The sequence below is a fragment of the Lelliottia jeotgali genome (assembly GCF_977070485.1).
Genome location: NZ_CDRVFO010000003.1, coordinates 279626 through 302478 on the forward strand (window position 1 = coordinate 279626; position 22853 = coordinate 302478).

Annotated in this window: 24 protein-coding genes; 17 read left to right on the plus strand and 7 right to left on the minus strand. The window is 61.8% G+C overall.

What is annotated here, in order from left to right; all coding sequences use genetic code 11:
* Window positions 1-36 precede the first annotated feature (36 nt).
* A complete protein-coding gene (locus tag ACW4TB_RS06150; RefSeq protein ID WP_174142488.1) occupies window positions 37-1116 on the minus strand; it encodes a 4-oxalomesaconate tautomerase in 1080 nt (359 codons plus the stop codon).
* 147 nt (window positions 1117-1263) lie between these two features.
* Here ACW4TB_RS06150 and ACW4TB_RS06155 point away from each other — a divergent pair, with 147 nt between their 5' ends.
* The 5 genes from ACW4TB_RS06155 (at window position 1264) to ACW4TB_RS06175 (ending at window position 7009) form a co-directional block, all read left to right on the plus strand.
* Entirely contained in the window at window positions 1264-2157 is an 894-nt protein-coding gene (locus tag ACW4TB_RS06155; protein ID WP_012315010.1) for a LysR family transcriptional regulator, read from the plus strand.
* 173 nt (window positions 2158-2330) lie between these two features.
* A complete protein-coding gene (locus tag ACW4TB_RS06160; RefSeq protein WP_455842909.1) occupies window positions 2331-2558 on the plus strand; it encodes a YceK/YidQ family lipoprotein in 228 nt (75 codons plus the stop codon).
* Window positions 2559-2610: 52 nt separating this feature from the next.
* Window positions 2611-3096 (plus strand): cell division protein, encoded by a 486-nt coding sequence (locus ACW4TB_RS06165; protein ID WP_279928915.1) that lies wholly within the window; start codon window positions 2611-2613, stop codon window positions 3094-3096.
* On the plus strand, window positions 3089-4531 hold the full coding sequence (locus tag ACW4TB_RS06170; protein ID WP_279928913.1) for a TIGR01777 family oxidoreductase: 1443 nt from the start codon (window positions 3089-3091) through the stop codon (window positions 4529-4531). The genes ACW4TB_RS06165 and ACW4TB_RS06170 overlap by 8 nt, the downstream gene beginning before the upstream one ends.
* Before the next feature lie 9 nt (window positions 4532-4540).
* Window positions 4541-7009 carry a PEP-utilizing enzyme gene (locus ACW4TB_RS06175; protein ID WP_279928912.1) on the plus strand — a complete coding sequence of 823 codons (2469 nt, stop codon included), beginning with the start codon at window positions 4541-4543 and terminating at the stop codon, window positions 7007-7009.
* Between the two features lie 22 nt (window positions 7010-7031).
* Here the strand turns inward: ACW4TB_RS06175 and ACW4TB_RS06180 are convergent, their stop codons facing one another.
* Window positions 7032-8237: an MFS transporter gene (locus ACW4TB_RS06180; protein WP_279928911.1), complete on the minus strand. Its 1206-nt coding sequence runs from the start codon at window positions 8235-8237 to the stop codon at window positions 7032-7034.
* A gap of 115 nt (window positions 8238-8352) precedes the next feature.
* Here ACW4TB_RS06180 and ACW4TB_RS06185 point away from each other — a divergent pair, with 115 nt between their 5' ends.
* A complete protein-coding gene (locus ACW4TB_RS06185) occupies window positions 8353-9282 on the plus strand; it encodes a LysR family transcriptional regulator (protein WP_279928910.1) in 930 nt (309 codons plus the stop codon).
* On the opposite strand, the gene ACW4TB_RS06190 is transcribed toward ACW4TB_RS06185, so the two are convergent.
* Window positions 9279-10226, minus strand: a complete 948-nt coding sequence (locus ACW4TB_RS06190) for a MerR family transcriptional regulator (RefSeq protein WP_254466067.1) — start codon at window positions 10224-10226, stop codon at window positions 9279-9281. The two genes, ACW4TB_RS06185 and ACW4TB_RS06190, sit on opposite strands and share 4 nt — an antisense overlap.
* 96 nt (window positions 10227-10322) lie before the next feature.
* Between ACW4TB_RS06190 and ACW4TB_RS06195 the strand changes: the two genes are divergently transcribed.
* The 7 genes from ACW4TB_RS06195 to ACW4TB_RS06225 all read left to right on the plus strand — a co-directional run bounded on the left by ACW4TB_RS06195 (window position 10323) and on the right by ACW4TB_RS06225 (window position 15831).
* Window positions 10323-10769 carry a PAS domain S-box protein gene (locus tag ACW4TB_RS06195; RefSeq protein ID WP_012315016.1) on the plus strand — a complete coding sequence of 149 codons (447 nt, stop codon included), beginning with the start codon at window positions 10323-10325 and terminating at the stop codon, window positions 10767-10769.
* A 101-nt stretch (window positions 10770-10870) separates the two neighbouring features.
* Window positions 10871-11293, plus strand: coding sequence for a nuclear transport factor 2 family protein (locus ACW4TB_RS06200; RefSeq protein WP_012315017.1), 423 nt, complete (start codon window positions 10871-10873; stop codon window positions 11291-11293).
* Window positions 11290-12042 carry an SDR family NAD(P)-dependent oxidoreductase gene (locus ACW4TB_RS06205; RefSeq protein WP_279928905.1) on the plus strand — a complete coding sequence of 251 codons (753 nt, stop codon included), beginning with the start codon at window positions 11290-11292 and terminating at the stop codon, window positions 12040-12042. The genes ACW4TB_RS06200 and ACW4TB_RS06205 overlap by 4 nt, the downstream gene beginning before the upstream one ends.
* 7 nt (window positions 12043-12049) lie before the next feature.
* Window positions 12050-13297, plus strand: a complete 1248-nt coding sequence (locus ACW4TB_RS06210; RefSeq protein ID WP_279928903.1) for an NAD(P)/FAD-dependent oxidoreductase — start codon at window positions 12050-12052, stop codon at window positions 13295-13297.
* Window positions 13294-14106 carry a DUF1365 domain-containing protein gene (locus tag ACW4TB_RS06215; protein WP_012315020.1) on the plus strand — a complete coding sequence of 271 codons (813 nt, stop codon included), beginning with the start codon at window positions 13294-13296 and terminating at the stop codon, window positions 14104-14106. Before ACW4TB_RS06210 ends, ACW4TB_RS06215 begins: the two co-directional genes overlap by 4 nt.
* Entirely contained in the window at window positions 14081-15340 is a 1260-nt protein-coding gene (locus tag ACW4TB_RS06220) for a cyclopropane-fatty-acyl-phospholipid synthase (RefSeq protein ID WP_279928901.1), read from the plus strand. Before ACW4TB_RS06215 ends, ACW4TB_RS06220 begins: the two co-directional genes overlap by 26 nt.
* Before the next feature lie 2 nt (window positions 15341-15342).
* Window positions 15343-15831: a DUF2878 domain-containing protein gene (locus ACW4TB_RS06225; protein WP_012315022.1), complete on the plus strand. Its 489-nt coding sequence runs from the start codon at window positions 15343-15345 to the stop codon at window positions 15829-15831.
* A gap of 1 nt (window position 15832) precedes the next feature.
* Here the strand turns inward: ACW4TB_RS06225 and ACW4TB_RS06230 are convergent, their stop codons facing one another.
* Together ACW4TB_RS06230 and ACW4TB_RS06235 are read right to left on the minus strand one after the other, a co-directional pair.
* Window positions 15833-16369 carry a DUF3833 domain-containing protein gene (locus ACW4TB_RS06230; protein ID WP_012315023.1) on the minus strand — a complete coding sequence of 179 codons (537 nt, stop codon included), beginning with the start codon at window positions 16367-16369 and terminating at the stop codon, window positions 15833-15835.
* Window positions 16370-16371: 2 nt separating this feature from the next.
* A complete protein-coding gene (locus tag ACW4TB_RS06235; RefSeq protein ID WP_455842910.1) occupies window positions 16372-16920 on the minus strand; it encodes a chalcone isomerase family protein in 549 nt (182 codons plus the stop codon).
* A 269-nt stretch (window positions 16921-17189) separates the two neighbouring features.
* Between ACW4TB_RS06235 and ACW4TB_RS06240 the strand changes: the two genes are divergently transcribed.
* Window positions 17190-18488, plus strand: a complete 1299-nt coding sequence (locus ACW4TB_RS06240; protein ID WP_012315025.1) for an MFS transporter — start codon at window positions 17190-17192, stop codon at window positions 18486-18488.
* A gap of 108 nt (window positions 18489-18596) precedes the next feature.
* Here the strand turns inward: ACW4TB_RS06240 and ACW4TB_RS06245 are convergent, their stop codons facing one another.
* Together ACW4TB_RS06245 and ACW4TB_RS06250 are read right to left on the minus strand one after the other, a co-directional pair.
* On the minus strand, window positions 18597-19349 hold the full coding sequence (locus ACW4TB_RS06245) for a TerC family protein (RefSeq protein WP_279928895.1): 753 nt from the start codon (window positions 19347-19349) through the stop codon (window positions 18597-18599).
* Window positions 19350-19374: 25 nt separating this feature from the next.
* Complete coding sequence (locus tag ACW4TB_RS06250) at window positions 19375-19614, minus strand: hypothetical protein (RefSeq protein ID WP_012315027.1); 240 nt, start codon at window positions 19612-19614, stop codon at window positions 19375-19377.
* 134 nt (window positions 19615-19748) lie between these two features.
* Between ACW4TB_RS06250 and nhaR the strand changes: the two genes are divergently transcribed.
* The 3 genes from nhaR (at window position 19749) to ACW4TB_RS06265 (ending at window position 22852) form a co-directional block, all read left to right on the plus strand.
* Entirely contained in the window at window positions 19749-20642 is an 894-nt protein-coding gene (nhaR, locus tag ACW4TB_RS06255; RefSeq protein ID WP_012315028.1) for a transcriptional activator NhaR, read from the plus strand.
* A 78-nt stretch (window positions 20643-20720) separates the two neighbouring features.
* Window positions 20721-21932, plus strand: a complete 1212-nt coding sequence (gene sstT, locus ACW4TB_RS06260; RefSeq protein ID WP_012315029.1) for a serine/threonine transporter SstT — start codon at window positions 20721-20723, stop codon at window positions 21930-21932.
* A 272-nt stretch (window positions 21933-22204) separates the two neighbouring features.
* Window positions 22205-22852, plus strand: coding sequence for a YceH family protein (locus tag ACW4TB_RS06265; RefSeq protein WP_279928894.1), 648 nt, complete (start codon window positions 22205-22207; stop codon window positions 22850-22852).
* Window position 22853 lies beyond the last annotated feature (1 nt).

Here is a 22853-nt window from a genome sequence, read left to right on the forward strand (position 1 = left end):
TGCCTGGGTTACCACGGTTTGACGCCAGGCCAGATTTCAACCGGCCATACGCTGAAAACCAGGGGCGTATACAAATCCGGAGAACAGCCTGCGGGCAGTTCGTACCACCGAGGCCTGAATGGTCTGGCCATCAGGGCCACCGCGCGAAAGCGCGACATCGATTCCGCCGCTGGGATGTTCCAGGCGTACTTGGGTGAGTGCTTCGGCAGTATCACCGAGCATGTCCATCACGACAGTGCCTGGGCTGACGCAGGCAGTTGCCAGCCCGATGGACCCTGTGATGGCCAGCGCCCGGTGGCAGTTGTGCGGCATGAAATACCGGACCTGCAGCGTACCGTCAAAGCGTGGTGCCGATATCAACACGGGCTTTGGGATCACCATGCCGCTGACGTCGCCCAGGCCCATGGCCTTGCCCGCTTTCAGGCGCAGGGCTTCCAGGCGCTGCAGCAGGGCCGTGTTCGCATCCAGTTGCGCAGGGGTTTCGGACCCCGTTACGCCCAGTTGTGCGGCATCGACGATCATCATGGGCATGGCCATGTCGATGCAGGTGACGGGAATACCGTCGATCACATCCTTGGCCTGCCCCGTCGGGAACAGCTTGCCGGTCTTGCTACCCACGGCATCGAGGAAGGTCAGGTGAACCGGGGCGGCAGTCCCCGGCACGCCGTCGATCGCTGTACGCCCTTCGTAGCGCACGATCCCACCGGGGGTCTCCACCAGCGAATTGACGAAAGTATTGGTGTTGAGGTTGCGGATACGCACCAGGGTCTTGCCGTCATTGCCCTTGACCAGCCCTTGCTCGATGGCGAACGGGCCAACGGCACACAGCATGTTGCCGCAGTTGGGGGCGGTATCGACGCGGCGCTGGGCAACCATCACTTGCACGAACAGGTAGTCAACGTCGGCGTCGGCATGCAGCGAAGGGCTGATGATGGCCACCTTGCTCGTCTGCGGGCTGCCACCGCCGATGCCGTCGATCTCAAGCTCGTGACCGGAGCCCATCAGGTTGATCAGCAGCTCGTCGCGCTCGACCACATTGGCTGGCAGATCCCACGCATGAAAGAACGGGCCTTTGGAGGTACCGCCGCGCATGAGCACACAAGGAATTCGTTGCATGACTACTGACTCTTGTTGATCAATTGGGGAAATTGATGTTCTGGGCACAAGAGTGACAAAGATTGATAAATCGATCCAATGCAAATATCGTAGCTATTATTGCGTTTAACAAAACAATAAAGCGGTAACTCCCCTTAGGAACGCATCATGGAATATGAGCTGCAAGACATAAGATCTTTCGTGAAAATCGCCGAACTTGGCAGCTTTCACGAGGCGGCTGAGGTGCTACACCTCTCGCAACCTGCGTTGAGCCGGCGGATAAAAAAGCTCGAGGAGGGTCTGGGAACGCCCCTGCTCGAGCGGACCACCCGTCGCGTGAGCCTGACCACAGTCGGCCGCGATTTTCTGCCCAAGGCCAGACGCCTGCTGGATGACTTTGAAGATTCGATCCTGAGCATTCGTGAACTTGCAGAGCGCCAGACAGGCCAAGTGACCCTGGCCTGCATCCCCACCGCCGCGTTCTACTTCCTGCCCTCGGTGATTCGTGACTACAACGAGCAGTACCCGAAAATCCGTATTCGCCTGCTGGACCTCAGTGCCAACGAGGGGCTGGAGGCGGTGCTGCGCGGCGAAGCCGATTTCGGCATCAACATGATGAGCGGCCAGCATCCGGATATCGAGTTCGTGTCGCTGGTGCAGGAGCGTTTCGTGCTGGCCTGCCGGCGCGATCACGAGCTGGCCGACCGCGCGTCGGTCACCTGGACAGAGCTTGCCGATTACCGGCTCATCGGCGTCGGCCGCCTCAGTGGCAACCGTATGTTGCTGGACCATGCGCTGTCCGGGCTTAGCTGGCGGCCGAAGTGGTTCTATGAGGTGCAGCACCTTTCCACCTCGTTGGGCATGGTCGAAGCAGGGCTGGGGGTGTCGGCCATGCCAAGCCTGGCCATGCCGGCTGCCGACCATCCAACGCTGGTGAGCATTCCGCTGATGGAGCCCGAGGTGACGCGCACGCTCGGGCTGGTGTATCGACGTGGGGCCTCGCTTTCACCTGCGGCTGAAAAGTTCGTCTCCATTTTGCTGGAGAAATGGCCGAACCGATGAGTATGCTGCCCGCGAACGTCTCAGCGGCCTTGGCCGTCTGCAGATGGCATTGTAATGGCTGGAGTCACCCTGGCTTGCGATGACAAGGATTTGAATTCAATGGAGGGAGAATCATGATCAAGCGGTCTTTGCTCTTGGCCCTTTTGCTGTCACTCAGTGGCTGCTGGAGCCTCATGTACCATCTGGACGGTGAACGCTGCTTTTATCCGGGAACCCGCCAAGGGTGGGCGTGGGGAACTCATAACGGTCCGTCGGGCGGGTTGTTCCTGATTGATGTGCCGTTTTCCTTTGCACTCGACACCGTGCTGTTGCCTTACGACATGACCACCTTCTTGCCAGAGAACCTGGGCGGTGATGATAAGGAGTGCAAGATCGGCGACAGGCTGAACGTACTCGGTTGATCTGCAACTTCCGGTAAACTGCGCTGCGCCAAGGAAATTCACAGGACACGGAATGCCACTCTCTCCCGCTTCATCCCTGGCCAGACGCCGCCTGTATCGGGTGCGCTGGCTACAGACTGCCGCCCTGGCGCATTTGCTGGTTGGCCTGGGCCTGACTTGGGCAGGGCACAACCCGCTGCTGAACGATTACCAGCTGAGTATCGAACAAGCCTTCTGGGGCCAGGCGGCACCTACGTCCGCGCGCAGCCAACAAGTCTGGTGGCTGGCCCTGTTCGGCGCCACCCTGCAAAGCTACTCGCTTTACATGCTCGGCCTGATCCACTTGGGTGATCGCCTTCGCAGCCACCTGGCATGGGCCTGGTTGATCGCCGGCATCGCGCTATGGGCGCCACAGGATGCGTTGGTTTCACTGCAGGCGGGTATCTGGTCGCACCTGCTGGTCGACGCCGTCGCCGTGCTTGTGCTGATTCCTCCATTGCTCTGGCTGTACCGCCATGACCGCTCAGTTTCCATAGTAAAAGGACTTGAACGTGGCTGAACTACCTCTTCTGCACTGGGCCATCACCCTGCTGCTGTTTCAAGGTTTTCTCGGGGCGCTCGATACGCTCTACCACCATGAGCTGACCGTCGCCCTGCCCCAGCGCCACAGCGCGCGTCTGGAGCTGACGATTCACGCTGTGCGCTCGTGTTTTTACGGTGTGCTGTTCTTGGGCATTGCACATGTTGCCTTCCAGGGAGTGTGGGCGATTGTGGTGGCGGTTCTGTTTGCTCTGGAAATCGGCTTGACCCTGTGGGATTTCGTGATCGAGGACCGTAGCCGCAAGTTGCCGGCAGTAGAGCGCATCATGCATACGGTACTGGCTATCAACGCGGGTGCGTTTTTCGCCCTGTATAGCACACAGTTGCTGGAGTGGTCGCGCCTCCCCAGCGGCTTGGCGGCGATCGATCTCGGTTGGCAAGGCTGGTTACTCACCCTATTCGCCGTTGGGGTCACGGCATCGGGTATTCGGGATGGCCTGGCGGCGCTTCGCATGCAGCGCAAGGGGCTGCCGCCCAACCCGTTTGCAGGGACTGCTTACAAGCAGGTGCTGGTCACCGGTGGCACTGGCTTCATCGGCGAAGCGCTGGTCAGCCAACTGCTGGACGCCGGCCACACCGTCACCGTGCTGGCCCGAGACCCGCTGCGTGCTGCCTACCTGTTCGACGGCCGGGCCCGCTGCGTGCGCGAGCTGGGCAAGCTCGGCTACGGTGAACGCTACGATGTAGTCATCAACCTGGCCGGCGCACCGGTCGCTGGGCCGCGCTGGTCGGCACGGCGCCAGGCGCAATTACTCGCAAGCCGGGTCGCCACCACCGAGGCGTTGCTGGACTGGCTGAAACATGCCGTGCACAAGCCGACGGTCTGGATTCAGGCATCGGCCATTGGTTATTACGGTGTGCGCGATGGCAGCGAACTGCTGGATGAAACCGCCAGCAAAGGCAAAGGGTTCATGGCCGAGTTATGCGCCCGCTGGGAGGCCGCAGCTCGGCCCGCTGCCGCAATGAGCGTGCGCCAGGTTGTGCTACGCCTGGGTGTCGTGTTCGGTCCAGGTGGCGCTATGCCGGCGCTACTGATGCCGTTGCGTCTTGGCTTTGGCGGACGCATGGGAGATGGTCGACAGGTCATGAGCTGGGTGCACCGCGACGATGTACTGCAGGTGATGGCTCGGGCCATGGACGATCCTTCACTGAGCGGCACCTACAACCTGGTCGCGCCCGAGCCCGTCAGCCAGGCCCAGTTCGTCGAGGCCGCCGGCGCACTGCTAAAGCGCCCGGTATGGCTGAACATTCCCGCAGCGCCGGTCCGCCTGCTCGCCGGTGAAATGGCCGAGTTGTTCTTCGATGGTCAGCGTGTTCAGCCAACTCGGCTGCAACAAGCCGGCCACTGCTTCAAATACCCAACCCTGGCCAGCGCGCTGCGTGACCTGGCCTGAGGAGCAGCGATGAACAAGCCTTTGATGTACCTGTTGGCTGGTAATGGCAGTGCCGCTGACTGGTGGGAAGATACGCTTCCACATTTTCGCCATTACCGAGTGCAAGCACTCGAGCTTCCTGGCTTTGGCGACAACCCCCAGCCGCCGTGCACTGATCTGTCAGGCTATGCCCAGGCGCTGCTAGAGATGACCGAGCCTGGTCATGGGATCATGGCGGTGGGTGTGAATGCACTTGTCGTGCTGCATGCCCTGCAACAGCGGCCGGGACACTTTGCCCGTAGCGTGCTGCTGGCGCCGGTGGGCGCTTTCCTGTGGCAGCGTCGCCTACCGGCACTCATGTCGCCACTGCCGGTGCGCAAGGCCATCCACTGGCTGCTCAGCCACAAGCCACACTGGTTCGCCGGCAAGTTTTCCCGCCAGCGCTGGAGCGCTGCACACTATCGCCGCATGGGTGCCGGTTATGCCCGCTGCCGAGCCTTCATGCCCTACTGGGATCAACTGCGCGCCGATACCGCGCTGACGCTGCTGGAGTGGATCAGCGATCCCATCGAACTGGTCTGGGGCGATCAAGACCAGTTGCTCGGCACTGCCCAGGCAGCGGCCTGGTCGGCGATCCTGGCCCGCGCCGACCTGCGCATCAGCGTGCAACCAGGTTGGGGGCATTACCCATGGATCGATACACCTGGCCAATTCGCGGCCTGGCTCGAATCAGGGACACAGGGTTTTGTCGCTCACACCAAGGGCGGCCGCTTGCGCCTGGCGGAACTCGCGGGGCAACCGGTGCCGCAGGCACTGACAATCACGCATGAGGCCGACCCGCGCCTTGCGCAGTTGCTCGCCAGTACACCGTCCATGACCTGGGCTGTACGCTCTTCCAGCTATGACGAAGACCAGGCCGATGCTGCCAATGCCGGCCTGAGCACCACCTACTTGCGAGTGCCGGCCAGTGAAGTTGCGGCCCACGTTCAGAAGTTGCGTATGGCGGGTGTCGAAGAAGTTGTGGTGCAGCATTTTGTCAGCCCCAAAGTTTCGGGTATCGCATTCGTCCGCCACCTTGCGGTGGAGCTGGAGTGGGTCGAGGGGCATCTGGAATCGCTCGCCGATGGCCAGGCCACGCCCGAGCGAGCAATCCTTTCGCGCCTGGGACCGGCCTGGGAAAGCGGTCGATTCCAGAGCAAGCACGGGCTCGCAGCCAATGCACTCTGGGATTTCCTGCAAGGCGTGCTCAAGGTATTTCACTATGTGCCTGGAGATATCGAGTGGGCCTGGGACGGCAAGCAGCTCTGGCTGCTGCAGTATCGCCCGATCAGTGAGCATGGATGGCGCAGGCACCTGACTGCGGCGAACATTTCCGAGATACTGCCGCCACAGCCCAGCTACTTCGTCGAATATGCCCAACGCCGCGCGGCTGCCAGTATCCCGGCGATAATGGCACGGTGGGACAGCCGTACGCTGGAAGACAACGAACCGTTCACCGCTGTTTTCAACGGCGCTTCCTATATCAACAACGACCTGTTTCTGGCTCGTTTGGCCGACTGGGGTGTATCGGCCAAAAATTATGCTGGCGAGGTGGGCGGCGCCACGCCAGCCTTGCCGTGGCGACCTGTACGCCTGTTGCGGTCGTTGCCGCTGTTCTGGCGCATGCAGTGCGCCGCACGCGGACATCTGCAAACCTTGGACGCAGGTCTGCGACGCTTCGATGACGAACTGTCACAACTGACAACAAAGGGCGCCGATGGCCAGCAACTGGCGAACTGGTTCAGTCGCTTTTATGTGTTTGTCGTACAAGGCAACCTGTGCATCGCCACCGCACTGGCCAGTAGCGGCGGCGCGCTGCTCGGGCGCCCCCCCACCGCCTACGAAGACCTGCGCAACAGCCCGCATCGCCTGCCGTGGGAAACCGACCCGGGTACTGCGCGCCCATGCCGTGCCGAACTGCCCCTGCAGCCGCTGCCACATTGGCCCACACCCATCACCATTGCCCACCGCTTGGGGCTTCCGGGTTTGCGGGGCTACTACCTGCAAGTGCGCGAGTGGTATCGCGATAACCTGATGCGTATCTTCTTGCGCGTACACCATGCAATGCCTCAAGCCGATCGTGCGCACTGGTTCGCCCCCCACCCAGATGTGCGCAACCGCTCAGGCAGCTTCTGGCAAGATGGCCGTGAAGGTCTTGAGCAAGCGCTGGGGTTCATGATTTATCCCGGCCGCGTGCAGGGCATTCTCGGCCAGGACATTTTGCTCGAGGACAGCCTCGACCCAGGGCGCCATGCCCACTACCAGAAGGCTGGCGCGGTGATCGCGAGGATGGGGGGGCGGCTGTCCCACGGTTCCACGCTTTTGCGCGAGTTGCGCAAGCCATCGGCAGTACTGCCTCAGCTTGACAATGAATGGCTGGGCCGTGAGGTCATTTATTGCGACGGAGAGTTAAGACTCGTGGACCCTGGCAGTAACGTCGGGGGTCGGCCCAGCCAATGAATGTCACTCGCTAGCGCTGCAATTACCGACTGATGGGGGTGGACCGATCGCTTGCCACCCACAGCAGCAGTGACAGGCCCACCGCCAGCACTGCAATCAGCGCCCCCACCCAGCCCAGCGCCGCCAGACCCAACTGCTCAATGGTAACGCCGCCAATCACAGCGCCCAACCCGATGCCCGCGTTCGCCGCAGAGACGTTCAGCGTGCCGGCGAGGGCCTGCGCTTTGGCGCCTGCGATCATCACGCGCACCTGGCAAACAGGGAACAACGCGGTATACGCAATGCCCCACGCGGCCAGGGCCACTACCAGCAACCACAGCGTATCGACCGCGGGTGGTGCACCCGCCATGCCGGCGCCCAGCACCGTCAACAACACGATGGTCGCGCCAAGCGGGCTGCGGTCGACCAGCCGCCCGCCGATGGCGTTGCCGATCATGCCTACCGCACCGAAGCCCATCAGCCACCAGCCGACCTGCGCGCTGGGCACATGGGCAAGGCGCTCGAGCAGGTCGGCCAGGTAGGTGTATGCGCTGAACATGGCAGTGAACACCACCACCGAGAGCGCCACGTGGAAGACGAACTTCGGATCCCGCAGGATGACCGTCTGGCGTTCGCCGCCCGCCCTTTTGGGGGCATCTGGCAGCTGTGGCAGGAACACCCACATCAGCAGCGCAATGACCAGGCAAAGACCCGAGATCAACCAGAAGGTGCCCCGCCAACCGAGCGCATCGGCTGCCAGTGTGCCCAGGGGAATACCGAACACGAACGCCGCCGTGATGCCCAGATAGACCCGGGCGACCGCCTTGCCTTCATTGCCTTTACCCGCCAGCTGGGCTGCCGATTCACTGGCGGTGCCCCAGAACACCGGAAGCGTGGCAGCAGCCAGGATGCGCGACAATGCCATGGTCCAGAAGTCAGTAGCGACCGCCGACAGCGCATTGGATGCGGCGAAGATCAGCAGAACCCCGAGAAACACCTTTTTGCGATCCCAGTGGGATATCGCAGCGGTGAGAAACGGCCCGACAAGCATCACGGTAAAGGCGAACACGGTGACCAACTGACCCGCTTTGGGCACAGTAATGCCCAGATCCCGGGCGAGCCCGGGCAAGATGCCGAGAATGATGAATTCGGTGGTCAGCACCGCGAACGCCGCCATCGTGAGGATCAGAATGCTGGTGCCTGCACGGGCATCTGCTGCCCCCGACAGGGACGCAGGGTTGGCATGCATGAGCGAATACTCCAGAACAGAAAAATGGAGCAGGAGGGTATACTGGAATAAAATTATCATCTTAGGTATTTAAGAAAGGATAATTAAGAAATTTATTCAACAATTGGAGGCGCCATTGCTCAGTGAACAACGCTTGAAGGGCATTGCGGTTTTCATTTGCGTGGCAGAGGCCGGAAGCTTCACTGCTGCGGCCGAACGCATGAGCCTGACCACCTCCGCAGTCAGCAAAAGCGTGGCGCGGCTGGAGCAGCGCCTGAACATGAAGCTCTTCGCACGCACGACACGGCGCCTGGCACTGACCGATACGGGGGCCAATTACTACCAGACCTGCAAGCAGATCCTGGCCAGCCTGGAAGAGGCCGAAATGCAAATGCACAGTGCCCAGACCGAGCCCTGCGGCCGGGTGCGCATCGACCTGCCGGCGTCATACGGCAAACTGCGGGTGCTACCCCTACTCATCGAGTTCATTGCCGAGCATGAGCTGCTGATGCCACATATCACGCTCACAGACCGCTTCGTCGATCCCATCGAGCATGACATCGACATCCTGGTGCGCATTGGCGGGCCGCAGACCTGGCCCCAGGGTGTAGAACGGCGGCTGATTGGCATCCAGCAGCACATCTTTTGCGCAGCACCGGGTTATCTGCAACGACGGGGCGTGCCTGAGACGGAACGGGACCTTCATGAGCACGGATGCGTGCTTTACGGCAGGACCGACGGCGGTGTGTATCCACTGCACTTCCCAGGTGCTCATGCCAGTGACAGCGAGCAGCGTGTGGTCTCGGGCCGTATTGCAATCGGTAACGCTGAAGGCCAGCTTGCCATGGTGCTGGCCGGGCTGGGGGTGGCCCAATTGCCCTCCTGGCTGGTGCAGGAACATCTTGACGCTGGCACGCTGGTCCAGATCCTGCCTGAGCTGAGTACCATCGGCCTGCCGATCAACGTCGCATGGCTGAAAAGCCGGCAATCGCTTCCTAAGGTAAGCGCATTGGTCGATGTCATCTGCGCGAGGCTGAGCCAGCAGGCAGCAGCCCAAGCCGGCTAGAGGTGGTGCTCAATGCTTTCCTCCCCTTCTGCACGCTGGGTGGGCGAGAGCTCCAGCGCCCCCCTGAGCAAGGCATTGAGCATCGCGCCTGCCTCGCCACCCCGCCCATCCAACAGCCTCAGCGGAATTCCCTTCAGTGCAGTGGCCGACTCGGCCAGGCCATCACCCAGCAACGCCAATGGGCAGGCGATATCCATCTGCAAGGCGCGCAGACGATCTGCCAGGCCACGGCTCACAGGGGGCTGCACCAGCACCACCAGCGCGGCGGGCGCAATGGCTGCACACAACAGGGGCAATTCCTCCAATGGTTGTTCGCTGCTCAGCACGTCGATACGCTGCTGCTCACTGCTCAGCAGCAAGCCGTTGCACAGCAGTTCAAGCTCAGCACTACCCCCTGTACCGGCCAACAGCACGCGCGGGGCATTGGCCTGGTTCAACTGCAGGCGCAGCAGCAACCGGGCGCGCAGAAAGGCATCGAGAAACAGCCACTGGCTACGCTGGCCGTATGAGCTGCCCGACTGTAATGTGCGCCACACAGGCATCAGTACGTCGAGCAACACCGTGGTTTTGGGAAACAGCGTGAAAAGCTGCCCGTGAATACCCTCGAGCGCCTGGCCATCGAACGTCTGGGTTGCACGTAGCACGGCAGCACGCCACGCGGCAAAGCCATCGGCAGCCGGTTCAACCGTTTGCTCGTATGCGTCTCGCCGTCTGGCCAGCATTTCGCTTACTTTGCTGATCGGCAGGCCACTGGCGGTCCAGCGCAGTATGTCGCGGATGTGCTGAACATCCTGTGCGGTGTAAAGGCGATGACCGCCATCGGTGCGCTGCGGCCGGATCAGGCCATGCCGACGTTCCCAGGCACGCAAGGTCACCGGGTTGACTCCGGTCAGGCTGACAACGTCACGCATTGGCAACAGGTCGGTTAAGGTGGCTTCGTTCATTGCGGCGGGTCATCAGGACGGTTACACATACTAAACCTTTAGCTGCATGCAGGCTAAGCTGCGCATAAGCATACGCAACTACTTCAAGGAGGCCCCATGATCGACGCAAAACTCCTGCAATTGATGGTCGAGGCGTCCAACGACGGCATCGTCATTGCCGAGCAGGAAGGAAACGACAGCATCCTCATCTACGTCAACCCCGCCTTCGAGCGCCTGACCGGCTACGCAGCCGATGACATTCTCTATCAGGATTGCCGCTTCCTGCAGGGCCAGGACCATGACCAGGAAGCGCTGGATGCCATTCGCCAGGCCATCCGGGACGGGCGCCCGAGCTGCCAGGTACTGCGCAATTACCGCAAGGACGGCAGCCTGTTCTGGAATGAACTGTCGATTTCGCCGATACGAAACGAGGCCGATCAATTGACGTATTACATTGGTATACAGCGTGACGTCACGGCCCAAGTGTTCGCCGAGGAGAGAGTACGAGAGCTGGAAGCAGAGGTCGCCCAGTTAAGGCGACAACTGGATGATAGGGATAGCTGACACCTCCCGCGCAAAACTGTACAAAATTGTGACCCTGTATAGCTTTATGTGGTGGAATCGACTATACCTGTACAAGAAACCATTTTTGTACAGGACCGCGCATGTCCAGCTATCTGCAAACCTTCGCCGAACGCTTTGCCAGCCTCGATGCGAACAACCTCGACCGTCTGGGTGACTTGTACAGCGAGGATGTCACGTTCCGCGACCCACTGCACAAGATCGACGGGCTGAGCGACCTGCGCGCCTACTTTGCTGAGCTCTACGCCAACACCCAGGAGGTGCGTTACACCTTCGAGGGTACCGACGAGGTCCAACCGGGCCACGGCTACATTCGCTGGACCCTGCATTTTCGCCACCCACGCCTGGCCAACGGGCGCCTGATCAGCCTGCAGGGTTGCAGCCACCTTCTCTGGCACGAACGCGTGCACTTCCATCAAGACTACTTCGACGCCGGTGCACTGCTTTACGAGCATGTGCCGGTGGTAGGCAGCGCTGTCCGTTGGCTCAAGGGGAGGCTCGCATGAGCCGCTGCTGGCTGACTGGCGCCAGCAGCGGCATCGGTGCCGCGCTGGCGCAACAGCTGCTGGAACAGGGGCATCAGGTTGCGCTGGGTGCTCGGCAGGCCGAAAACCTGGCGCCGTTGACCGCGCAGTTTCCCCAGCAGACATTGCTGGCTATCGGCGATATCAGTGACCCTCGGCAGGTCGCTGATGTTGCCGCACACATTGAACGCAGCTGGGGCGGGCTCGACCTGGTGATTCTCAATGCAGGCACCTGTGAGTACCTGGAACCGGGCCATTTCGACCCGGACCTGGTCGAACGCGTAGTGCGCACCAACCTGATTGGCGTCAGTCACTGCCTGCACGCTGCCCTGCCCTTGCTGCGGCGTGGCCAACGCCCGCACCTGGTGGTCATCGGCAGCTCGGTGTCCTGGCTGGCGCTGCCCCGTGCCGGGGCCTACGGTGCCTCCAAAGCGGCCGTGCGCTACCTGATCGAATCGCTGCGCATCGACCTGGTCAACGAGGGCATCGATGTCACGCTGATCAGCCCTGGCTTTGTCGATACGCCATTGACCCGTCGCAATGACTTCCCCATGCCCCAGATCTGGAGTGCAGAACGCGCCGCCAGGCACATTGTCGTGCGCTTACCCAAGCGCCCGCTAGAAATCAACTTCCCCGGTGTATTCACTGTGGTGCTGCGCCTGCTGGGCGCAATGCCGGTGCGCTGGCGACTGAAGCTAGGCCAGCGCCTGGCACGTAAGCAACAGGACTGAAACAGACATGCGCATCGCAATCATCGGTAGCGGTATTGCCGGCCTTACTTGTGCCTATCTGCTCTCTCGGCGGCATGAAGTCACTGTATTCGAGGCCGCCGACTGGATTGGTGGCCACACCCATACTGTCGATGTCCAATGGGGTGGCCACCAGTACGCAGTGGACACCGGTTTTATCGTGTTCAACGACTGGACCTACCCGCACTTCATCCGCCTGCTCGACCAGCTCAAAGTTGCCTCCAGGCCCACTGAAATGAGCTTTTCGGTACATGACCCGCGTAGCGGTTTCGAATACAACGGCCATGACCTGAACACGCTGTTCGCCCAGCGCAGCAACCTGTTATCGCCAGGCTTCTGGGGCATGCTGCGCGATATCCTGCGCTTCAACCGCAAGGTCCTTGCCGACCTGGACAGCCAGCGTATCGACGAAGCCACCACCCTGGGTGGCTACCTGCAGACGCAGGGATATGGCCAGCGCTTCATCGACCACTACATCGTGCCGATGGGCTCGGCTATCTGGTCGATGTCACGCGCCGACATGCTCGGTTTTCCGCTGCAGTTCTTCGTGCGCTTTTGCCGTAACCACGGCCTTCTATCGGTGAGCAACCGCCCGCAATGGCGGGTGATCGAGGGTGGCTCGCGCAGTTACCTGGCACCGTTGTGCAAGCCATTTGCCGAGCGCATCCGCCTCAACTGCCCTGTTGACCGTGTCAGCCGTGACGAAGGCGGCGTGACCGTGTTCAGCGCAGCCGGCAGCGAGCGCTTCGACAACGTGGTGTTCGCCTGCCACAGCGATCAGGCTTTGGCCTTGCTGGAGGCGCCCAGTGCCGATGAGCGCGCAGTACTCGGCGCCATCACCTATGCCAGTAACGATGTGGTGCTGCACACCGACACCCGACTGCTGCCAACCCGACGCAAAGCCTGGGCCAGTTGGAACTACCGACTCGGCGGCCCGCAGCAGGCACCGGCCGCGCTGACCTACGCGATGAACATCCTGCAAGGTATCGAAGCGCCGGTGACCTTCTGCGTGAGCCTGAACCAGACCGCGCTGGTGGACCCGACGCAGATCCTCGCCCGCTTCAACTACGCGCACCCGCAGTACAGCCTCGTCGCCCTCGCCGCCCAGGCCCGACAGGCTGACCTGCAGGGCCGACAGCACAGCTACTTCTGCGGCGCCTACTGGGCCAACGGCTTCCACGAGGACGGCGTGGTCAGCGGCTTGAAAGTGGCTGAGTTTTTTGGGGAAGGGTTGTGATCAGCAGCCTGTGCCACGGCTGGGTCAGCCATAGGCGCCTGACACCGCGCCCGCATGCCTTCCGCTATCGGATCGGCATGTTCTACCTGGACCTGGATGAACAACCCCGCCTGCTCAGCCTCAGCCGCTGGCTAGGGCGGTCGCGACTGGCGCCGCTGAGCTGGCGCGAGAGCGATTACCTGCCGGCGCTGACCCGCAATGGCATGCCATTGGCCCAGGCCGCTCGGCAATTGGTCGGCCAGGCCACCGGGCAAACGCCTGAAGGCGCCGTACACCTGCTAACCCAGCCGCGCTGCTGGGGGCTTTCGTTCAACCCGGTGAGTGTCTACTTCTGCCACGACCACGCCGGCCAGCTGCAGGCGATCCTGCTGGAGGTGCGCAACACGCCATGGCGCGAGCGCTTTCACTACGTATTGCCGGTGCAAGACGGCCTGTCTACCGGGTTTTCCGTGGCCAAGGCGTTCCATGTGTCGCCGTTCATGCCCCTGGACATGGAGTATCGCCTGCGTTTCTTGCTTGATGCGCGGCGCGTTCACGTCCACATGGAAAATTGGCGCAAGGGGCAAAAGGTGTTCGATGCCGACCTTGCGCTGCAACGCGGGCCGCTGGATCGCGCCGCCCTGCACCGCCATATCCTGAGCTTCCCCTGGATGAGCCTGCGTACCGTAGCGGCCATCTACTGGCAGGCCTTGCAGCTACTGCTCAAGCGCACGCCCATCCACGACCATAGCGCCAGCCTGGGTAACCTGAGCCTGGGCCAAGCCGCCTCCAAGGAGTTAGATGATGACCGAGCCCACCCTGAGCGTTAGCAAGTCCACCGGCCTGACACCGCTGCTTGGCAACCTGGCCAGAACCGCCGTGCTGGCCCAGTTGCGCGGCTTGGCCCGCGGCAGTTTGCGAGTCATCTGCAATGATCGTCAGTGGACCTTCGGTGAAGCCGGCAGTGGTCTGCACGCCCAGGTCGAAATCGTTGACGAGGCCGCTTGGAGCCTGGTCGCCAGTAATGGCTCGATCGGCGCCGGGGAAGGCTATATCCATGGCTACTGGCGCACACCCGACCTGGCCGCAGTCACCCGTGTGTTCGTCGCCAACCTCGAGGTGCTCGATGCCATGGAGGGCGGGTTGGCCCGCCTGGCACGCCCGGCCCTGCACTTGCTGCACCGGCTCAACCGCAACAGCCGACGCGGTTCACGGCGCAACATCCTGGCCCATTACGACCTGGGCAACGCCTTGTTCGAACGCCTGCTCGACCCAACCATGATGTACTCGGCGGCGCAGTTCGAGAGCGCCGAGCAAACCCTGGAGCAGGCGCAACTGAACAAGCTTGAACGCATCTGCCAGAAGCTCGAACTCCAACCCCACGAACACCTGCTGGAAATCGGCACCGGCTGGGGCAGCCTTGCCATCCATGCTGCCACTAAGTATGGCTGCCGCGTCACCACCACGACGCTGTCCGAGGCGCAGTACGCCCATACCCTGCAACGGGTGCAAGCGCTGGGCCTTACGCAACGCATCACGGTGCTGCGCGAGGACTACCGCGACCTGAGCGGGCGCTTCGACAAGCTGGTTTCGATCGAGATGATCGAAGCCGTCGGTCACCGTTACCTGCCCACCTACTTCCGCCAGTGCGCCGCACTGCTCAAGGAGGATGGCCTGATGCTGCTGCAGGCCATCACCATTCGCGATCAGCGTTACGCCCAGGCGCGGCGTTCGGTGGACTTTATCCAGCGCTACATATTCCCAGGCGGTGCGCTGCCATCACTGAGCGTGCTGCTGGACACCGCCAGCCGCAAGACCGGGTTGAACCTGGTGCATATGGAGGACTTTGGCCAGGACTATGCGCGCACCTTGCGCCACTGGCGCGATAACCTGCGCCAGGCGCGCACGGCACTCAAGGAACTGGGTTACGACGAAACGTTCCAGCGCCTGTGGGAGTTCTACCTGTGTTACTGCCAGGGTGGTTTCGAGGAGCGTGCCATTGGCGTGGCGCAATTGCTGTGGGCCGCGCCGCAAGCCCGTCGGGCGCCTTTGCCAGGTGCCTGAACATGTCACGTACCTGGCTTATCGCCAACGCAGTGTGGTTGCAGGCTGGCTGGTGGGTGTGTGTACTCGGCGCCCACAAGCCCTGGCTGCTTGCTCTGGTACCGTTAGGCCTGGCGCTGCATTTGGGTTATTGCCATGAGCGTCGCGCAGAAGTGCGTGCGCTGCTGGCGATAGGGCTTGCAGGATGTCTATTGGACAGTCTGCTGGGGGCATTGGGGGTATTCGCTTTTGCCCAGTGGCCCCTGCCCGGCTGGCTGGCCCTTATGTGGCTGGTGTTGGCCAGCGGGTTACGCCACAGCCTGGCTTGGGCTGCCCGCCCTCTGTGGCTCGGGGGGATGCTTGGACTTTTCGGTGGGCCGTTGGCCTACCTGGCGGGGGCGCGGCTAGCCGGTGTGGAACTGCCGATGGGTCCCCTGCCTACCGCCCTGATACTGGCGCCGATCTGGGCGGTGGCATTTCCGTTGATGCTACGTCTGGCGAGAGCAGCCTGAGTCACGGCGATGTCGTTGGCAGGCGGCGGAAAAACAAGGTGATCTGCCCGACTTCCACACCCAATTTGCGCATGCTCGAGCGGTTGATCAGGGTGTCTTCATCCATCAGGTACATCCAGTCATCGATATCCATTTCCCAATGCCGGCCGTCGACCGGCAGGTCCAGCCGGTAGCGCCAGTGCAAGGCATTGCCCGCAACCTCGCCGCGGGCCTCGCCGATCACATCGCCCGCACGTCCACGCCAGCGCCCGGGGCCGTCCGGGGTCAGGGTCCAGATGCGCCGCTGACGCGTACCGTCGCTGTACACGAAGTGCTCGTCAAGGATCAGCCGGTCACCTTCGCGGCGGCTGTCGATGCGCACATCGAAGCGTTTGACCACCTCCCCCGAGCGATTCTGGAACATGCCCCAGGCCTGCACCGGCACGGAGAAGAACGTGACCAAGTCGAGCGCCGGCTTTTCACGGGCGTAATGGTCGACTTCGACATTGCCGCAACTGCCGAGCAGCAAGCAGCCAACCAATAGCAACACTCTTCGCATGTTCAATCTCCTTGATCATTACCGGCCAGGCCGAGCAGGCGCTGGCGCAATTGAGGGTCCCGGGCCCGCGGGTCCAGCCAGATGGCAAAAAATGCCCTGGCAAACGCCGGGTCGGCGATTTCGCGACGCAGTTGACCATCGACATAGAACCGGGAGCCCTGCCCCGGCAGGTACACCCCGGTGATGCGCATGCCCGGGCGCACATCGACGAACGCTTCATTCATAGCTTGCTCCCAACGCGCAAGAGTGGCCTCGGGTAAAGGACGGTCGCTCAGGCGACGCATTTCATCCAGACTGGCCTGCACCAACGCCTCGCGTGATAACCCCCGGTGGTAAAGAAGTTCCAGGGCAAACGGCTCACTCCAGCCCTGCGGCGAGCCGGCGCTCCACAAACGGGCGGTATAGACACGCAGGCCAAACCAGGTGAACTCACCGCTGCCGACGCTGCGCGCCTCGGGCACCGCTGGCCGCCAGTCCGCCACCGCGGGTGGCATGACAGCAAGCGCAGCGGCAAGCACGAACAGATTGAGGGCTGGGATAGTGCTTCGCATGGCCATACTCTGAAGACCGGAATATCCAAATATTGTACAAGTATATTTTCATGTACAACTTTATGTAGAGATATCGGTTTTTCCCCACAAAATAATGACGGACGGCAATCGTTCGGTTATCGAACGGTAGCGCGGTTTCTGGCATTGACGGTCCTTGCTTCACTGCTCACCATGCCACGGCCTTGCGGGTGCTCACTGCCTTGAGCCAAACCCGCAGGCCAGAAGCATCCAGCAGCTCATTACAATTTCAAGAAACAGGGACATCGGCCATGCCTCCTATTCCCCATGCTTCCATGGGCAGCAAGATTCGCGACGCCTTTGCTGTCGGCAAGACGCGCTGGGGCATGCTCGCCCTGGTGTTCTTCGCCACCACACTGAACTACATCGACCGTGCCGCCCTCGGCATCATGCAGCCCATGCTGGCCAAGGACATGAGCTGGACGGCGATGGACTACGCCAATATAAACTTCTGGTTCCAGGTGGGTTACGCCATCGGCTTCCTGCTGCAGGGCCGGTTGATCGACAAAATCGGCGTAAAACGCGCATTTTTCATGGCGGTACTGCTCTGGAGCCTGGCCACCGGTGCCCATGGCCTTGCCACATCGGCCGCAGGCTTCATGGTCTGCCGCTTCATCCTCGGCCTGACCGAAGCCGCCAACTATCCGGCTTGTGTGAAGACCACGCGGCTGTGGTTCCCCGCGGGTGAAAGGGCCATCGCCACCGGGCTGTTCAACGCCGGTACCAACGTTGGCGCGATGGTCACCCCGGCGCTGCTGCCAGTGATCCTGGCCGCCTGGGGCTGGCAGGCCGCCTTTATCGCCATGGGTTGCCTGGGCCTGGTCTGGGTGGTGTTCTGGGGCTTGAAATACTTCAACCCTGAAGAGCACCCGACTGTGCGCCAGAGCGAGCTGGAGTACATCCAGCGTGAGGCCGAGCCTGAGGCGGTACGTGTGCCCTTCAGCCGCATCATGCGCATGCGCGGTACCTGGGCCTTCGCGGTAGCGTTCGCGATCACCGCACCGGTGTTCTGGTTCTACCTGTACTGGCTGCCACCTTTTCTCAACCAGCAGTACAACTTGGGCATCAGCGTGACCCAGATGGGCATACCGCTGATCCTGATCTGGCTCACGGCCGACTTCGGCAGCATTGGCGGCGGCATCCTGTCGTCCTGGCTGATAGGCCGTGGGGTACGCGCCACACGGGCACGCCTGATATCGATGTTCATCTTCGCCTGCACCATGATCAGCGTGACCTTCGCCGCCAACGCCAGTGGCCTGTGGGTAGCGGTGCTTGCCATTGCCGTGGCGGTCGGCGCGCACCAGGCCTGGACGGCGAATATATGGAGCCTGCTGATGGATTACACGCCCAAGCACCTGATAAGCACGGTGTTCGGCTTTGGCAGCATGTGTGCGGCCATCGGCGGCATGTTCATGACGCAGATCGTCGGCACCGTGCTGACGGTTACCAATAACAACTACGCCGTGCTGTTCACCATGATCCCGGCGATGTACTTCATTGCACTGGTGTGGTTGTACTTCATGGCGCCGCGCAAGGTCGAAGCGGCGTAAGCGTCAGTTGCACCCTTCCTGGAAGGGGCATGCCGGCGGATGCCAGCCAGTCAAGCGACCTGGAGCCGGCTTGCCGGCGAATGGGGCGCAAAGCGCCCCCGCCATGAATCAGCCTTCGGTCGCTTCGCGCTTCATCCGTGCCCGGCGGGCCAGGATGTTGAGCACTTCGATCGCCGTCGAGAAGGCCATTGCCGCATACACGTAACCTTTTGGCACATGGGCACCGAAACCTTCAGCGATCAAGGTCATGCCGATCATGATCAGGAAGCCCAGGGCCAACATGACCACGGTCGGGTTGTCGTTGATGAAGTTCGCCAACGGGTCAGCGGCCACCATCATGACGATCACGGCAGTGACCACGGCAATGATCATGATCGGCAGGTGCTCGGTCATGCCCACAGCGGTGATGATGCTGTCAACCGAGAACACGATGTCCAGCAGCAGGATCTGGAAGATCGCGGCCGCGAAGCCCAGGGTAACCGTGGAGGACACCTTGGCTTCTTCCTTGGCGCCGTGCGGGTCGACGTTTTCGTGGATTTCCTTGGTTGCTTTCCACAGCAGGAACAGGCCACCGGCAATCAGGATCACGTCCTTCCAGGAGAAGGCATTACCGAACACTTCGAATACCGGGTCGGTCAGCTGAACGATCCACGCCACCGTGCTGAGCAGCGCCAAACGCATGATCAAGGCCATGCTGATACCGATACGGCGTGCCTTGGAACGGTATTCGACCGGTAATTTGTTGGTCAGGATCGAGATGAAGATCAGGTTATCGATGCCCAGTACGACTTCCATGGCCACCAGTGTGGCAAGGGCTACCCAGGCGGTGGGGCTTGCGGCGAGTTCCAGCAAATATTCCATTTTTCAGTCCTGCAACGTTTCTGGGTCAGATGTCCTGGGTTTTGTCTTGCTGGTCGGCGTCCTTGGGCTTCTGCCCTTCGGTGCCGATAGCGTCGCTCAGCGCCTGCTGCGCCGCTTCGTTGGTGTCATCGATGGCCTGCTTGGCCGATTTGGCGGCCTGGTCGAGCATCTGCTGGGCAGATTTCTCGGCCTGGTCGCAGCCTGCCAGGCTCATCAGTGCCAAGGCTAGCACCAAGGGTGTGCCAATGGATTTGAATTGCAGCATGGGGTCCTCGCTTGTCGATATCCCGGCGGCGCGCAATGCGCCTGATGGCGTCGAATTCTAAAGATGCCGATACATCAGGAAAATTCGTATTTTCAGCGGTTATACTTCGGTTTTAACGAATCGGGAACCCAGTGATGCTCAACTATCGACAGCTTCACTATTTCTGGGCCGTAGCCAAGACCGGCAGCATCGCCCGCGCCAGTGAGCAACTGAACCTGACCCCCCAGACCATCAGCGGCCAAATCAGCCTGTTCGAGCAGACCTACGGCCTGGAGCTGTTCCAGCGGGTCGGGCGGCAGCTGGAACTGACCGAAACCGGTCGCCAGACCTTGGTCTACGCCGAGCAGATGTTCCAGATCGGCGGTGAACTGGAGGCCATGTTGCGCGCCGGCCCGCAGGAACAGATCCTGTTCCGCGTGGGCGTGGCCGACGTGGTACCCAAGTCGATCGTCTATCGCCTGCTCGCGCCCACCATGGAGCTGGACGATGTGCTGCGCATCAACTGCCGTGAGGACAAACTCGAACGCCTGCTGGCAGACCTGGCGATCCAGCGCCTGGACCTGGTGATATCCGACAGCCCGATGCCCAACCACCTGGATATCAAGGGTTACAGCCAGAAGCTCGGGGAGTGCGGTTTGAGCTTCTTTGCTACAAAAGCCTTGGCCCAACGCCACGCTGGCGTCTTTCCTGGCTGCCTGCACGATGCACCATTGCTGATCCCGGGCCAGGAGACGGTGGTGCGCAGCCGGCTGCTGCGCTGGCTTGGCGAGCAGCAGGTGCAGCCGCGGATAATCGGCGAATTCGACGACAGCGCCTTGATGCAGGCATTCGGCCAGTCGGGCAGCGGGATCTTCGTGGCTCCCAGTGTGATTGCCGAGGAAGTGTGCCGCCAGTACGGGGTGGAGCTGATCGGGCAGACCGAGGCGGTGCACGAGTCGTTCTACGCCATCTCAGTTGAGCGCAAGGTCAAGCACCCCGGGATCGTGGCCATTACCGAGGGGGCGCGTCGGGAGCTGTTCCATTGGTGAGCGCAAACAGGCCGGGACGACCCTACCAAGGTCTATGGTAAAGTCACGCCCTTTCAAGATACCGAGATAGCGCAGCACATGTCCCCCCTCCTCCGCGTCCTCAACCGCACCAGCCTGGTGACCCAGATCGTCATCGGCCTGATCGCCGGTATTGCCCTGGCCTTGCTTGCGCCAGCCATCGCCCTCGACCTGGGCTTTCTCGGCAAGGTGTTCGTCAGCGCCCTGAAAGCAGTCGCGCCGGTGCTGGTGTTCATTCTGGTCATGGCTTCGATCGCCAACCATCGCCATGGCCAGGAAACCCACATCCGCCCGATTCTCTGGCTGTACCTGCTGGGCACCTTCTCCGCTGCAGTGGTGGCCGTTGTCGCCAGCATGCTGTTCCCTTCGCAGCTTGCCCTGAGCGCCGGCGATGTCACCCTTAGCGCGCCTGGCGGTATCGGTGAAGTGCTGCAAAACCTGGTGCTGAGCGCCGTCGACAACCCGATCAACGCCCTGCTCAACGCCAATTTCATTGGTGTGCTGACCTGGGCCATCGGTTTGGGCGTAGCCCTGCGCCATGCCGGCGAAACCACCCGCACCGTGGTCGAGGACCTGTCCAACGGCGTAACCCTGATCGTACGGGTGGTCATCCGCTTCGCCCCGCTGGGCATTTTCGGCCTGGTCAGCTCGACACTCGCCCAGTCAGGCCTCGACGCCCTGCTTGGCTACCTGCACCTGCTGGCAGTGCTGATCGGCTGCATGCTGTTCGTGGCGCTGGTGATGAACCCGCTGATCGTGTTCTGGAAGATCCGCCGCAACCCTTACCCATTGACGCTGCTGTGCCTGCGCGAGAGCGGTATCACGGCCTTCTTCACCCGCAGTTCGGCGGCCAACATTCCGGTCAACCTGGCACTGTCCGAGCGCCTGGGCCTGCATGAGGACACCTACTCGGTGTCGATCCCGCTGGGTGCGACCATCAACATGGCTGGCGCGGCCATCACTATCACCGTGCTGACCCTGGCAGCGGTGCATACGCTGGGCATCCCGGTCGACCTGCCTACCGCGGTGCTGCTGAGCATGGTGGCGGCGGTCTGCGCCTGTGGTGCGTCAGGCGTGGCTGGCGGTTCGCTGCTGCTGATCCCGCTGGCGTGCAGCCTGTTCGGCATTCCCAGCGAAATCGCCATGCAGGTGGTGGCTGTGGGCTTCATCATTGGCGTGCTGCAGGATTCGGCAGAGACTGCGCTGAATTCTTCGACCGACGTGCTATTCACTGCGGCGGCCTGCCAGGCGCAAGAGCGCCGTAGTGCTTGAGATAGCCAGGGCCGCGTAGCGGCCCATTCGCCGGCAAGCCGGCTCCCACAGGGATCGCGCCAGCTTTTAGAGGTTGAGCAAGACAGTTGCTCCCACAATAGGGATGGCGTCAAGGTTTGAATTCAAGCAACACTGCAGCCCCACAGGCTCTGCACATGCCTTGAGTTCAGGGCCAGTCTGTGGGGGCCGGCTTGCCGGCGATGGGGCAGTGATTGCTTAACCCGGGCGCTTTACCTACGCTAGTGGCCTTTTCCTCGCAATGAGACTTGGCCATGTCAGAAAATCAAACCGCAGACGAAGGCCGCTTCAGCAGTATCGAGATCCGCATTCTTGGCGCGCTGATCGAAAAACAGGCCACCAGCCCTGAAAGCTACCCACTGACTCTCAATGCCCTGGTGCTGGCCTGCAACCAGAAGACCAGCCGTGAGCCTGTCATGAACCTGACCCAGGGCCAGGTTGGCCAGGCGCTGCGTGCCCTGGAAAGCCAGGACATGACCCGGCTGCAGATGGGCAGCCGCGCTGACCGTTGGGAGCAACGGGTGGACAAGGCACTGGAGCTGGTACCGGCCCAGCTGATACTGATGGGCCTGATGTTCCTGCGTGGGCCGCAAACCCTCAACGAGCTGCTGACCCGTAGCAACCGCTTGCACGACTTCGATGACACCGAACAGATCCAGCACCAGCTGGAGCGCCTGATCTCCCGCGGCCTGGCACTGCACCTGCCACGCCAGGCTGGCCAGCGCGAAGACCGCTATACCCATGCACTGGGTGACCCGGCAGAAATCGAGCAGATTCTTGCCGCTCGCCAGCAGGAAGGTGGGGCGCGCAGCAGTGGCGGCAATGTGTCGGAAGAAAGGATCGAAGCCTTGGAAGCAAGGATTGCCGCGCTGGAGGCGCGCCTGGCCGAACTTGAAGGCTAAG

Coding starts and splice junctions, on each gene's coding strand:
- ACW4TB_RS06245 (WP_279928895.1), bottom strand. CDS start 19,349: ATGGAATATTTGCTGGAACTCGCCGCAAGCCCCACCGCCTGGGTAGCC.
- ACW4TB_RS06235 (WP_455842910.1), bottom strand. CDS start 16,920: ATGCGAAGCACTATCCCAGCCCTCAATCTGTTCGTGCTTGCCGCTGCG.
- ACW4TB_RS06150 (WP_174142488.1), bottom strand. CDS start 1,116: ATGCAACGAATTCCTTGTGTGCTCATGCGCGGCGGTACCTCCAAAGGC.
- ACW4TB_RS06240 (WP_012315025.1), top strand. CDS start 17,190: ATGCCTCCTATTCCCCATGCTTCCATGGGCAGCAAGATTCGCGACGCC.
- ACW4TB_RS06225 (WP_012315022.1), top strand. CDS start 15,343: ATGTCACGTACCTGGCTTATCGCCAACGCAGTGTGGTTGCAGGCTGGC.
- ACW4TB_RS06195 (WP_012315016.1), top strand. CDS start 10,323: ATGATCGACGCAAAACTCCTGCAATTGATGGTCGAGGCGTCCAACGAC.
- ACW4TB_RS06230 (WP_012315023.1), bottom strand. CDS start 16,369: ATGCGAAGAGTGTTGCTATTGGTTGGCTGCTTGCTGCTCGGCAGTTGC.
- ACW4TB_RS06265 (WP_279928894.1), top strand. CDS start 22,205: ATGTCAGAAAATCAAACCGCAGACGAAGGCCGCTTCAGCAGTATCGAG.
- ACW4TB_RS06180 (WP_279928911.1), bottom strand. CDS start 8,237: ATGCATGCCAACCCTGCGTCCCTGTCGGGGGCAGCAGATGCCCGTGCA.
- ACW4TB_RS06220 (WP_279928901.1), top strand. CDS start 14,081: ATGACCGAGCCCACCCTGAGCGTTAGCAAGTCCACCGGCCTGACACCG.
- ACW4TB_RS06200 (WP_012315017.1), top strand. CDS start 10,871: ATGTCCAGCTATCTGCAAACCTTCGCCGAACGCTTTGCCAGCCTCGAT.
- nhaR (WP_012315028.1), top strand. CDS start 19,749: ATGCTCAACTATCGACAGCTTCACTATTTCTGGGCCGTAGCCAAGACC.
- sstT (WP_012315029.1), top strand. CDS start 20,721: ATGTCCCCCCTCCTCCGCGTCCTCAACCGCACCAGCCTGGTGACCCAG.
- ACW4TB_RS06155 (WP_012315010.1), top strand. CDS start 1,264: ATGGAATATGAGCTGCAAGACATAAGATCTTTCGTGAAAATCGCCGAA.
- ACW4TB_RS06210 (WP_279928903.1), top strand. CDS start 12,050: ATGCGCATCGCAATCATCGGTAGCGGTATTGCCGGCCTTACTTGTGCC.
- ACW4TB_RS06205 (WP_279928905.1), top strand. CDS start 11,290: ATGAGCCGCTGCTGGCTGACTGGCGCCAGCAGCGGCATCGGTGCCGCG.
- ACW4TB_RS06175 (WP_279928912.1), top strand. CDS start 4,541: ATGAACAAGCCTTTGATGTACCTGTTGGCTGGTAATGGCAGTGCCGCT.
- ACW4TB_RS06160 (WP_455842909.1), top strand. CDS start 2,331: ATGTACCATCTGGACGGTGAACGCTGCTTTTATCCGGGAACCCGCCAA.
- ACW4TB_RS06165 (WP_279928915.1), top strand. CDS start 2,611: ATGCCACTCTCTCCCGCTTCATCCCTGGCCAGACGCCGCCTGTATCGG.
- ACW4TB_RS06190 (WP_254466067.1), bottom strand. CDS start 10,226: ATGAACGAAGCCACCTTAACCGACCTGTTGCCAATGCGTGACGTTGTC.
- ACW4TB_RS06250 (WP_012315027.1), bottom strand. CDS start 19,614: ATGCTGCAATTCAAATCCATTGGCACACCCTTGGTGCTAGCCTTGGCA.